An 11,819-nucleotide genomic window follows, 5' to 3' on the forward strand; every position below is an offset into this window, starting at 1 on the left:
TCAATGCGTGATGTCGTCGTGGGCCAGATCACCCGGGCGGATGGTCGGCGGCGTGGTGAAGGTATGCGCCGGTGCGGGCGACGGCAGCGTCCACTCCAGGCCGCGCGCGCCCTCCCAGGAACGGGCCTCGGCCTTCTCGCCATTGCGCAGCGACGACAGCAGGATCGCGGCCATCATGAACGGGGTGACGAACATGCCGAACGCGCCGATCGAGCTGATCAGGTTCCAGTCGGCGAAGGCCACGCTGTAGTCCGGAATGCGGCGCGGCATGCCGGCCAGGCCGAGGAAGTGCTGCGGGAAGAACAGCAGGTTGACGAACACGATCGACCACCAGAAATGCACCTTGGCCCACTTCTCGCTGTACATGCGCCCGGTCCACTTCGGCCACCAGTAGTAGACCGCGGCGATCAGCGCGAACACCGCGCCAGTGACCAGCACGTAATGGAAGTGGGCAACCACGAAGTAGGTGTCGTGGTACTGGAAGTCGGCGGCCACGATGGCCAGCATCAGGCCGGAGAAACCACCGATGGTGAACAGGATGACGAAGGCCACCGACCACAGCATCGGCGCCTCGAACGTCAGCGAGCCGCGCCACATGGTGCTGACCCAGTTGAACACCTTCACGCCGGTCGGGATCGAGATCAGCATGGTGGCGAACATGAAGTAGATCTCGCCGCCCAGCGGCATGCCCACGGTGAACATGTGGTGGGCCCAGACGATGAACGACAGGAACGCGATCGCGGCGGTGGCGTACACCATCGCCTGGTAGCCGAACAGCGGCTTGCGGCTGAAGGTCGGAATGATCTCGCTGACCACGCCGAAGGCGGGCAGGATCATGATGTAGACCTCGGGATGGCCGAAGAACCAGAAGATGTGCTGGTACATCACCGGGTCACCACCACCGGCGGCGTTGAAGAAACTGGTACCGAAGAACTTGTCGGTCAGCAGCATGGTGACTGCACCGGCCAGCACCGGCATCACCGCGATCAGCAGGAAGGCGGTGATCAGCCACGCCCAGCAGAAGATCGGCATCTTCAGCAGATCGATGCCCGGCGCCCGCATGTTCAGCACGGTGGCGATGATGTTGATCGCGCCCATGATCGAACTGATGCCGGCTACGTGGATCGCGAACACGCTGAAGGCGACGTTGTAGCCGCCCTGCAACGACAGCGGCGGGTACAGCGTCCAGCCACCGGCCGGCGCGCCACCCGGCAGGAACAGGGTCAGCAGCAGCAGGCTGAAGGCCACCGGCAGCAGCCAGAACGACCAGTTGTTCATGCGCGGCAGCGCCATGTCCGGCGCGCCGATCTGCAAGGGGATCATCCAGTTGGCGAGGCCGACGAAGGCCGGCATCACGCCGCCGAAGATCATCACCAGCGCATGCACGGTGGTCATCTGGTTGAAGAACTCGGGCTTGACGAACTGCAGGCCCGGCTGCGCCAGCTCGGCCCGGATCACCACGCTCATCGCCGCACCGATGATGAACATGATGAAGCTGAAACCCAGGTACAGCGTGCCGATGTCCTTGTGGTTGGTCGAGAAGAACCAACGCTCGAAGAAGCTCGGGTGGTGATGGTGATCGTCGTGCCCAACTGCCGAGTGCGCCATTGCAAAACACCTCTCAGAATCGGTTGTCACCACGGCCGCGAGCGGCCGCGGGCTTTACATCACGCTCCGCTGGCGGCGGGGGCAGGCGCGCTGCCGGTGTCCGCCGCGGCCGGTGCAGCGGGTGTCTCCGCCGCAGGTGCGGCCGGCTCAACCGGTGCCGCAGGGGCTGCGGGCGGGGCCGGCTTGCGCTGCGCCAGCCATTGCTTGAACTGTTCCTTGGACACCGCCTCGACCACGATCGGCATGAAACCGTGGTCCTTGCCGCACAGCTCGGCACACTGGCCGCGGTAGACGCCGGGCTGCTCGATGCTGGTCCAGGCTTCGTTGATGAAGCCGGGAATGGCGTCCTGCTTCCAGCCCAGCGCCGGTACCCACCAGGCATGGATCACGTCGTCGGAGGTGATCACGAAGCGCACCTTGGTATCGACCGGCAGCACCAGCCGGTTGTCCACGTCCAGCAGGTAGTGCGGATGGCTCTCACGGGTCGGCACGATGCCGCTCTGCCGCACGCGGTCGGACTCGCGGTCCAGGCGGCTGGTGAAGGTGACGTTCTCGCCGAGGTATTCGTATTTCCACATCCACTGGTAGCCGGTGACCTTGACCGTCATCTCGGCATCGCGGGTGTCGTACATCTTGATCAGGTTGGCCGTGGCCGGCCAGGCCATCACGATCAGGATGATCACCGGGATCACCGTCCAGATCACCTCGGCCTTGGTGTTGTGGCTGAAGGTGGCGGCGACCGCGCCCTTGGATTTGCGGAACTTGAAGATGGCATAGGCCATCGCACCGAACACGATGACGCCGATCACCGTACAGATGATCAGCGAGAGGTTGTTCGATTCCCAGGCCAGGCGCGAGGTCTGGGTGACCCCCTTGCCCATGTTCAGCTGCCACGGCTTGGGATCGGCCGCCTGGGCCCAGGCCAATGCCGGAATCAGTCCCCCGGCCATCACTGTGATGGCCGCGTTGACGCACTTCGTGCCCCACCTGCTGCTTTGCTTCATTGCCTAGACCCTTAGCGTCGTCGGTTGCCGCCATCGCTGGCGGCGAGCAAGCTTTCAAGTGTCTCTGCGAGCGTCTGACGTTCGGCCGGCGCGAGGAAACTCCCCACCTCCACCTGCCGGCCGCTGGATGCCAGCCGGACCCTCTCATCGTCGGTGAGCAGGCGCACCCAGTGCGGGTGGGCCCGGAACACCGGCGATCCACCGGGTACGGGGATGACCTCCACGTACGCCGGCACTACCCGGATCTCCTCCTGCCGTTCACCACTGCGCCACAAGGCACGCAGCGCCGCCGCCAGCACCAGGCTGTACAGCAGCGCGAACAGGGGAGCGAATGCATTGCCGGCCAACCACCCGAGGGCGGACACCAGCCACATCGCTCCCGACAACACGGTGAACAACAGGACGAACTGCCGGGCATCGAGCGCCCGTGGGGGACGCAGCCGCAGCTGCGTACCTGACCCATCCGGAGCTGTAAGCACCTCGATCATGTCGCAACCGCGTTCCTGCCGCGGGAAACGTCTCGATGGTAGCCCTGCCCTCTCGCCCGTAGCAAGGGTGCATTCACACTTTTTCCGATGCTGCAACACAGCATGAGGTCGGCGGCACGAATGACGAATTCAGCACAAATGCTGTCGAGCCTGCTGAACACGCTGAACCCACCGCAGTTAGGGGCTATCAGCGCTTCACGAAGGGGCCCGCAAGGCACTTCCTGTGGCCGCAAAAATGATTAAAATCGCCAAGTTTTCCACTGGCCGGACCGGCATGAACGCACCTTCCTCCTCCCCTGCCGCCAGCGACGCCCCGCGTCCCGGCGCGCTGCTGTCGCCGGAACTGCCGGCGCCCCCCAACCCGTTCCGCCAGGCCATCACCGATGCCTGGTTGAAGGACGAGGCCAGCCACGTCCGCGAGCTGCTGGCGCAGGCCCGCCTGCCCGCCGACGAGCAGGCCAAGGTGCAGGCGCTGGCCGCCGACCTGGTCGGCCGCGTGCGCGTGCGCGCCAAGGACCAGGGCGCGATCGAAGCCTTCATGCGCCAGTACGACCTGGGCAGCGAAGAAGGCGTGCTGCTGATGTGCGTGGCCGAAGCGCTGCTGCGTATTCCGGACCAGGACACCGCCGACAAGCTGATCCGCGACAAGCTGGCCGACGCCGACTGGGAAAAGCACCTGGGCGGCAGCGACTCGGTGCTGGTCAACGCCTCCACCTGGGGCCTGATGCTGACCGGCAAGCTGGTGCAGATGAACGACGCCACCCGCGCCGATGCGCCCAGCGCGTTCAAGCGCCTGGTCGGTCGCGTCGGTGAGCCGGTGGTGCGCCTGGCCGTGCGCCAGGCCATGAAGATCATGGGCCACCAGTTCGTCATGGGCCGCACCATCAGCGAAGCACTGTCGCGCTCGCACAAGGGCGACAACGCCAGCTACCGCTACTCCTTCGACATGCTGGGCGAAGGCGCGCTGACCATGAAGGACGCGCTGCGCTACCTGGAAGACTACCGTCGTGCGATCCACGCCATCGGTGGTGACCACAAGGCACGCGGTGGCCGCGCCGACGGCGACGTCAACAACGCGCCGGGCATCTCGATCAAGCTGTCGGCGCTGTACCCGCGCTACGAGCACGCCAAGCGCGAGCGCGTGCTGAAGGACCTGGTTCCGGGCGTGCTTGAACTGGCGCAGCTGGCCAAGAGCTACGGCATCGGCTGCACGGTCGACGCGGAAGAGTCCGATCGCCTGGAACTGTCGCTGGACATCATCGAGCAGGTCTTCTCCGATGCCTCGCTGTCCGGCTGGGATGGCTTCGGCGTGGTCGTGCAGGCCTACCAGAAGCGCACCCCGTACACGATCGACCATCTGGCCGACATGGCACGCCGCGCCGGTCGCCGCCTGCAGGTCCGCCTGGTCAAGGGCGCCTACTGGGATGCCGAGATCAAGCGCGCGCAGATCGAAGGCTACCCGGGCTACCCGGTGTTCACCCGCAAGCAGAACACCGACGTTTCCTACCTGGCCTGCGCCAAGCGCCTGTTCACCCACGCCGACGCGATCTACCCGATGTTCGCCACGCACAACGCGCACACCATCGCCGCGGTGCGCAGCATTGCCAACGGTGGCGTGTACGAGCACCAGAAGCTGCACGGCATGGGCGATGACCTGTACGCCGAAGTGGTGCCGGCCGATCGCCTCGGCCTGCCCTGCCGCGTGTATGCCCCGGTCGGCTCGCATGAAGACCTGCTGCCGTACCTGGTGCGCCGCCTGCTGGAAAACGGCGCCAACTCCAGCTTCGTCAACCGCATTACCGACGAGCGCGTGCCGATCGCCGACCTGATCCGCGATCCGGTCGAGATGGTCGCTTCGTTCGCATCGATTCCGCACCCCAAGATCCCGCTGCCGGTTGACCTGCTGCGCAGCCAGAACCACGACAGGAAGAACTCCATGGGCGCCAACCTCGCCAACGACAACGAACTGCGCGCCCTGGCCGAGCAGATCAACGCCGCCGTGAAGCCGTGGCAGGCCGCGCCGCTGGTGCCGGGTGCCAACCCGGCCGGCGCCGCGCTGCCGGTGACCAACCCGGCCGACACCCGCGAGGTGGTTGGCCAGTGGCTGGCCGCCGATGCCGCCACCGTGCAGAAGGCGCTGGCCAATGCCGTGGCCGCGCAGCCGGCCTGGAACCGCACCCCGGCCGCCAGCCGCGCCGCCATCCTCGAACACGCCGCCGACCAGCTGGAAGCGCGCATGCCGGAGTTCATGGCACTGTGCGTGAAGGAAGCCGGCAAGAGCCTGCCCGACAGCATCGCCGAAGTGCGCGAAGCGGTGGACTTCCTGCGCTACTACGCCAAGCAGGCGCGCGAGCAGTTCAGCCACGCCGAGAAGCTGCCGAGCCCGACCGGTGAATCCAACGAGCTGCAGCTGCACGGCCGCGGCGTGTTCGTGTGCATCAGCCCGTGGAACTTCCCGCTGGCGATCTTCCTGGGCCAGGTCGCCGCGGCGCTGGCGGCCGGCAACAGCGTCATCGCCAAGCCGGCCGAGCAGACCAACCTGATCGGCTACTACGCGGTGAAGCTGCTGCACGACGCCGGCGTGCCGGCCGAGGTGGTGCAGTTCCTGCCGGGCGACGGCGCCACCGTGGGTGCGGCGCTGACCGCCGACCCGCGCGTGGCCGGTGTTGCCTTCACCGGCTCCACCGAGACCGCCCGTGCGATCAACCGCGCGATGGCTGCCCGTGACGCCGCCATCGGCGTGCTGATCGCCGAGACCGGCGGCCAGAACGCCTTCATCGCCGACTCCTCGGCGCTGCCGGAACAGCTGGTCAAGGACGCCATCGGTTCGGCGTTCACTTCCGCCGGCCAGCGTTGCTCGGCCGCGCGCGTGCTGTTCGTGCAGGACGACATCGCCGACAAGGTGATGACCATGCTGGCCGGTGCGATGAAGGAATTGAAGGTCGGCAACCCCGGCCTGCTGTCCACCGACGTCGGCCCGGTGATCGACGCCGACGCGCTGAAGCTGCTGCAGGACCATGCCGCTCGCATGGACCGTGAGGCACGCCTGATCGCCGCCGCCGAACTGTCCAGCGAGGCCGCCAATGGCACCTTCTTCGCACCGCGTGCGTATGAACTGAAGGACCTCGGCCAGCTGCACAAGGAAGTGTTCGGGCCGATCCTGCACGTGATCCGCTGGAAGGGCGACCAGCTGGATGCGGTGATCGACCAGATCAACGCCACCGGCTACGGCCTGACCCTGGGCGTGCATTCGCGCATCGACGAAACCGTGGACCGCATCAGCACTGGTGTCCACGTCGGCAACGTCTACGTCAACCGCAACCAGATCGGCGCGGTGGTCGGCGTGCAGCCGTTCGGCGGCCAGGGCCTGTCCGGCACCGGCCCGAAGGCGGGCGGCCCGCACTACCTGCTGCGCTTCGCCACCGAGAAGACGGTGACGGTGAACACCACCGCCGCCGGCGGCAACGCCTCGCTGCTGACCCTGGGCGACTGATCGCCGCAGTGATCCGGTAAACGAAAAACCCCGCGAAAGCGGGGTTTTTTGTGCCTCGTCTGCTGTAGAGCCGAGCCCACGCTCGGCTGCTCCTGGCGGGCAAGCAATGCAAGCCGAGCATGGGCCCGGCTCTACCCCCGCATCAGCTGTCGCCAATGGCGCAATGCGACCAGCGCATTGATCCAGAAACCCACGTACAGGATCGAGGTCAGGTGCAGGCCACGGCTGTAGTACAACGGCGCGGCCACGGTGTTGACCAGCAGCCACAGCCACCACGATTCCAGCTTGCGCCGCATCATCAGGATCTGCGCGATCACGCTCAGCACCAGCACCGCCGAATCGATGTAGGGCGCATAGGCGTTGGTCAGCCGGGTCAGCATCCAGCCGTAGCCGAAGGTCGCCACTACCGCCAGCGGTACCAGCCAGGTCCAGGCCCGAGGTCGCAGCGTGGTGATCGGCAAGGGCGCACCGTGGTCGCCACGCAGCCACTGCCACCAGCCCAGCACGCTGATGGCGATGAAGAACACCTGCAGCACCATGTCCGCATACAGGTGCGAGCGCTCGAACACAGCGGCGAACAGCGCGCAGCCGACGATGCCGAGCCACCAGGTGTGCACATTGTTGCGGCCGGCCAGCAGGATCGAGCCGGCAACGGCGATGTTGGCGGCCAGCTCCAGCTGGAAATTCGGGTCGGACAGGTTCATCGCCCTATTGTCGTGGATCCACGCCAGGCGTGGATGGCCAGTGCCCCCGAAAAAAAAGGCCCCGCTTGCGCGGGGCCTTCCGGGTACTGCGTCAGGCCAACGCCTGGATCAGAACTTGTACTGGAACGAAGCAGCCAGCACGTCGCCGCGGACCTTGTACTTGCCGGTCAGCGAGTTGCCCTGGTTGTTGGTGCCAGCCGGCACGTACACGTTCGGGTCGCTGGTGAACAGGTGGGTGTAACCCAGGTTGTACTCGGTGTTCGCCGACGGGGTCCAGCCCACGCCCAGCGACAGCCACTTGCGGCTGGTATCCGGCACGCGCACGTCGCGGTGGGCGTCGGTGGTCGGGGTCTGGTCCAGCGCAACACCACCGCGCAGGGTGACGGTATCGCTCAGCTTGTAGTCGGCGCCCAGCGACACGAAGGTGGTGTCGCGGTAACCGAACTTCAGCACCGAATCCGGCTGCGGCGAAGCGTAGTCGACGGTGACGCTGTCGAACGCGGTCTTCCAGGCGGTGCGGGTCACGTCGCCCATCACGGTCCAGCGGTCGTTGACCTTGTGGGTCACGCTCAGGGTGGCCGAGGCCGGCATGGTGACCGTGGCCTTGCCGCTGGTGCTCATGAACCAGCCGATCGTGCCCGGCGAGTTGGTCAGCAGAGCACGAGCGCGGTCGGCACCGTCGAAGGTGGCATCGCCGCCGGTGATCTTGTGCTTGACCTTGGAACGGTAGCTCAGGCCGATGTGGGTGTTCTCGTCAATCGAGAACAGGCCGCCAACGGTCCAGCCCACGGCGTTGTTGTCGCCTTCGATCTTCAGGGTGCCATCCGCGTTGCCCGGGGCGAAGCCCGGAACGCGACCCGCCAGGATGCCGCCGTAGTCGATGGCGTTGGTCAGCTCGATGGTCAGGTGCTCGACGAACACCGACGCACCGAACGACACGTACGGGTTGACGTCATACGACGCGGCGAAGCCCAGGTCGATGGCCTTCAGGTCGGTCTTCAGGCCGCTGTAGCGACCCACCCAGCCGTTGTCGTATTCGGTCTTGAAGCCGAACGGAGCGGTCAGCGACACGCCGAAGTGGGCCTGTTCGCCGATCGGCATGTGGAAATAGGCAGCCGGAACCGGAGCGATCATGCCGGCGTCGCCGCCGTTGCCGCCCTGGGCCGGAGCGCCGTTCGGGGTACGTGCACTGACGCCGGTGCGGCCGGTGCCCTTGAACTTGGCACCGAAGCTGATGGCGCTGACGTCGCCCTGGATCATCGTGCCTTCCAGCTGGCGCATGCCGGCCGGGTTGACGGCGATGATCGAAGCGTCGCCCTCGGCGCTGCCGGAACCGGCGAACGCGCGGCCCAGGCCCTTGGCACTGTTTTCCTTCAGCTGGAAGGCGGCAGCGTTGGCATCGGCAGCAGCCAGCGCACCGGCAACGCCGACGGCCAGCAGGGTCAGTCGGGCAATGGTGGAAGCGGTTTGCATCGTAGTTCTCTCTCCGGTAAGCGGTGATGGTGCTCTGAGTGCGCCTGCGCCCGAGCGGCCTTGAGGCCCTTCGGAGCGCGCCGGATTCCCCTCCCGACATACGACGCCGTATGCGAGTATTACCCAGAGCTGTTAATGAAACAATAACAGGACAGGCGGTTTTTTCGTCTCAAAAGCTGAACAGGACAATCCCCGCCGCAGGCGCCCGCGCGCTAGGCTAATGCCATGTTCGTCTCCCTCCCGTCGCGCAAGAAGGCGGCCCTGCGCTGGGCCACGCCCGTGCTCTTTGCGGCACTGTGGCTGGCCTTCCTGTGGTCGATCTCGCGCCCGGATGACGCCCGCGGCAGTCTCTGGCTGGACTGGGGCGCCCTGTCCACCGGCCTGACCCACCCGCTGGACTGGTGGGCGACGCTGCAGGACGGCAGCGTGCTGCGCCTGTTCACCGCGCTGTTCCTGCACGCCGACTGGTCGCACCTGCTGGGCAACCTGGTGTTCCTGCTGATCTTCGGCCTGCCCGCCGAGCGGGTACTGGGGCCGTGGCGGTTGCTGCTGCTGTTCCTGGTCGGCGGCGCGGTGTCCAACCTGGTGGCGATCTACACCATGGGCAGCCCCGACCAGATCATCATCGGTGCCAGTGGCGCGGTGTCGGCACTGATCGGCGCGTACCTGGCCCTGTTCCCGGGGGCGCGGCTGGGCGTGGTGATCCCGCTCGGCCTGTTCCTGGAGTTCGTGCGCGCCCCGGCCTATCTGCTGATCGGCGTATGGGCCGCGCTGCAGGTGGTGTTCGCCCATATCGGGCCCAGCTTCGGCATGGTGGCCTGGTGGGCGCACATCGGGGGCTTCGTGTTCGGCGTGGTGTATGGGGTCTACGTGCGAGCCGCGATCGCCCGCCGGCTGCGCAAGCGGCACGGGTTCTGACCCTGCGGCGGGTGCCGGCCGCAGGCCGACACCCTCTGTGCCAACGCCGGCGCTACCGTCAGGGCTTGGCCGGCACCGGGGCGGGCTTGGCGTCCGGCTTGGCTTCGGGCTTGGCTTCGGGCTTGGCTTCGGGCTTGGCTTCCGGCTTCGCCTCAGGCTTGGCTGCCGCGGCCTTCGCCGCCCTGGCAGCGTCCGCCTTGGCCGCTTCGGCCTTCAGCCGCGCCGCCACCGACCCCGGGTTCTTCAGTTCGGCCAGCGCATCGTTGATCGGGCCATCACCCGGCAGCACCGCCCCGGCGTGATAACCCTCGGTGCCTTCATCGTCACCGCGCAGGTGGCCCGGCAGGGTCGCTTCGCTGTAATCGCTCAGGCTGGCCGGCAACGCGTCGTCTTGCGGGCGCGCGGCGGGCTTCAGTTCAACGTCCGGCACGATGCCGGTGGCCTGGATCGATTTGCCGCTGGGCGTGTAATAGCGCGCGGTGGTCAGCTTCACCGAATCGCCGTTGTCCAGCGGCAGCACGGTCTGCACCGAGCCCTTGCCGAAGGTACGGCTGCCCACCACGCGCGCGCGCTTGTTGTCGCGCAGCGCGCCAGCCAGCACTTCCGACGCGCTGGCCGAACCGGCGTCGGCCAGCACCACCACCGGCGCGCCCTTCAGCAGGTCGCCCGGCGTCGCATCGAATCGTGCATCGCTGATGCTGATGCGGCCGCGGGTACTGACGATGTTGCCCTTGTCGAGCAGGTCATCGGCCACCTGCACGGCGGCCGTCAGCAGGCCGCCCGGGTTGCTGCGCAGATCCAGCACCAGGCCCTTGAGCTGCCCACCGGACTGCTTCTGCAGCTGCTGCACATGCTTCTGGAAATCCGAACCGGTGTCGGCCTGGAACGTGCTCAGGCGGATGTAGCCGTAGCCCGGCTCCAGCAGGCGGCTGCGCACGCTGGTCACGCGGATGGTCTGGCGGGTAAGGCTGACATCGAACGGCTTGGGCTTGCCGGCACGCACGATGGTCAGCACCACCTTGCTGCCGGCCGGGCCACGCAGCGGTTCACTGGCATCGATCGCGCTGATCGGCTTGCCATCGATGGCGATGATCAGGTCACCGGCGAGAATGCCCGCCTTGGCCGCCGGCGTGTCGTCGATCGGCGAGATCACCTTCATGCTGGCGTTGTCCGGCTGCTGCTGCAGCTCCACGCCGATGCCCTCGTAGGCACCATTGGCCTGCTCGTCGAAGGCCTGCGCATCTTCCTTGTTGAAATAGGTGCTGTGCGGATCGAGATCGAGCAGCAGGCCACGCACCGCGGACTGCATCAGCTTCTTGTCGTCGACCGGATCGACATAGGCGGCGCGCACCGCATTGTATACGGCCACGAAGCGGCGGATTTCCTCCAGCGGCACCTTCGAGGTCACCGCCTCCTCGCTGTTCGCCGTCTGCCCGCTGGTTTCCTGGCTCGGGGCGGGCGCGGTCTGCTGCGCCCAGGACAGCGCTGGCAACAGGGCCAGCAAGAGGGTGGCGGTACGGGCTGCGCGCATGGATCACTCCTGTCGACGTTGGCATCGTGCCCAAGGCACATGGCCCGATTATGCGCGAAGCACGGCTAAATTCCCGTTGAATCCGCCGTGCACGCGGCGACGCCGGATTCAGCGCCGCTGCAGCCAGCTGTCCGGATTGACCGGCTGCCCGCCACGGCGCAGCTCGAAGTACAGCGCAGTGACGCCCTGGCCACCGGAATTGCCGACCTTGGCCACGGCATCGCCGCGGCTGACCCGTGCACCGGCATCCTTGAGCAGGGTGTCGTTATGCGCGTACAGGCTCATATAGCCGTTGCCGTGGTCGACGATCAGGATCATGCCGTAACCGGTCATCCAGTCCGAGAACACCACGGTACCGTCGGCGACCGCAGTGACGGTGCTGCCGGCCGGCGCACCGATCAGCACGCCGCTGCTGGTGCGGCCGTCAGGCAGCTTGCCGCCATAACGGGCCAGCAGGTTGCCGGACAACGGCCAGCCCAGGCCACCGACCTTCGGCGCCGGCGCCGACGCCACCGCAGGCGGAACCTTGGTGGGCGGCGGCGGTGGACGGCCCTGTGCGGCGGCCTGGCGCGCGGCACGCTCGGCCGCGGCCTTCTCCGC

General features: G+C 66.9%; 9 protein-coding genes. 2 read left to right on the top strand and 7 right to left on the bottom strand.

Annotated elements, in window-relative coordinates; translation table 11 throughout:
• The 3 genes from ctaD to Q0P60_RS13145 are packed head-to-tail and all read right to left on the bottom strand — an operon-like array spanning nt 1 to nt 3,100.
• Complete coding sequence (ctaD, locus tag Q0P60_RS13135; protein ID WP_294993998.1) at nt 1–1,608, bottom strand: cytochrome c oxidase subunit I; 1,608 nt, start codon at nt 1,606–1,608, stop codon at nt 1–3.
• A gap of 59 nt (nt 1,609–1,667) precedes the next feature.
• A complete protein-coding gene (gene coxB / locus Q0P60_RS13140; RefSeq protein ID WP_294994000.1) occupies nt 1,668–2,612 on the bottom strand; it encodes a cytochrome c oxidase subunit II in 945 nt (314 codons plus the stop codon).
• An 11-nt stretch (nt 2,613–2,623) separates the two neighbouring features.
• On the bottom strand, nt 2,624–3,100 hold the full coding sequence (locus Q0P60_RS13145; protein WP_294994002.1) for a DUF2244 domain-containing protein: 477 nt from the start codon (nt 3,098–3,100) through the stop codon (nt 2,624–2,626).
• 274 nt (nt 3,101–3,374) lie between these two features.
• Here Q0P60_RS13145 and putA point away from each other — a divergent pair, with 274 nt between their 5' ends.
• Entirely contained in the window at nt 3,375–6,593 is a 3,219-nt protein-coding gene (putA, locus tag Q0P60_RS13150; protein ID WP_294994004.1) for a bifunctional proline dehydrogenase/L-glutamate gamma-semialdehyde dehydrogenase PutA, read from the top strand.
• A 131-nt stretch (nt 6,594–6,724) separates the two neighbouring features.
• Here putA and pnuC read toward each other — a convergent pair whose 3' ends face one another.
• Nucleotides 6,725–7,297, bottom strand: coding sequence for a nicotinamide riboside transporter PnuC (gene pnuC / locus Q0P60_RS13155; RefSeq protein WP_294994006.1), 573 nt, complete (start codon nt 7,295–7,297; stop codon nt 6,725–6,727).
• A 108-nt stretch (nt 7,298–7,405) separates the two neighbouring features.
• Nucleotides 7,406–8,770, bottom strand: a complete 1,365-nt coding sequence (locus tag Q0P60_RS13160) for an outer membrane protein transport protein (RefSeq protein WP_294994009.1) — start codon at nt 8,768–8,770, stop codon at nt 7,406–7,408.
• Between the two features lie 225 nt (nt 8,771–8,995).
• Between Q0P60_RS13160 and Q0P60_RS13165 the strand changes: the two genes are divergently transcribed.
• On the top strand, nt 8,996–9,688 hold the full coding sequence (locus tag Q0P60_RS13165) for a rhomboid family intramembrane serine protease (protein ID WP_019662230.1): 693 nt from the start codon (nt 8,996–8,998) through the stop codon (nt 9,686–9,688).
• A gap of 58 nt (nt 9,689–9,746) precedes the next feature.
• Here Q0P60_RS13165 and Q0P60_RS13170 read toward each other — a convergent pair whose 3' ends face one another.
• The gene (locus Q0P60_RS13170; protein ID WP_294994013.1) at nt 9,747–11,219 is read right to left on the bottom strand and encodes a S41 family peptidase; all 1,473 of its coding nucleotides are present in this window, start codon (nt 11,217–11,219) and stop codon (nt 9,747–9,749) included.
• A gap of 108 nt (nt 11,220–11,327) precedes the next feature.
• On the bottom strand, nt 11,328–11,819 hold a 492-nt coding region (locus tag Q0P60_RS13175), incomplete at its 5' end, for a peptidoglycan DD-metalloendopeptidase family protein (RefSeq protein ID WP_294994016.1).

This window comes from uncultured Stenotrophomonas sp., from assembly GCF_945952405.1.
GTDB lineage: Bacteria > Pseudomonadota > Gammaproteobacteria > Xanthomonadales > Xanthomonadaceae > Stenotrophomonas.

Bases quoted from the DNA above. Each gene is read 5' to 3' on its own strand.
- pnuC (WP_294994006.1), bottom strand. From the start codon at position 7,297: ATGAACCTGTCCGACCCGAATTTCCAGCTGGAGCTGGCCGCCAACATC.
- ctaD (WP_294993998.1), bottom strand. From the start codon at position 1,608: ATGGCGCACTCGGCAGTTGGGCACGACGATCACCATCACCACCCGAGC.
- Q0P60_RS13165 (WP_019662230.1), top strand. From the start codon at position 8,996: ATGTTCGTCTCCCTCCCGTCGCGCAAGAAGGCGGCCCTGCGCTGGGCC.
- Q0P60_RS13145 (WP_294994002.1), bottom strand. From the start codon at position 3,100: ATGATCGAGGTGCTTACAGCTCCGGATGGGTCAGGTACGCAGCTGCGG.
- coxB (WP_294994000.1), bottom strand. From the start codon at position 2,612: ATGAAGCAAAGCAGCAGGTGGGGCACGAAGTGCGTCAACGCGGCCATC.
- Q0P60_RS13160 (WP_294994009.1), bottom strand. From the start codon at position 8,770: ATGCAAACCGCTTCCACCATTGCCCGACTGACCCTGCTGGCCGTCGGC.
- Q0P60_RS13170 (WP_294994013.1), bottom strand. From the start codon at position 11,219: ATGCGCGCAGCCCGTACCGCCACCCTCTTGCTGGCCCTGTTGCCAGCG.
- putA (WP_294994004.1), top strand. From the start codon at position 3,375: ATGAACGCACCTTCCTCCTCCCCTGCCGCCAGCGACGCCCCGCGTCCC.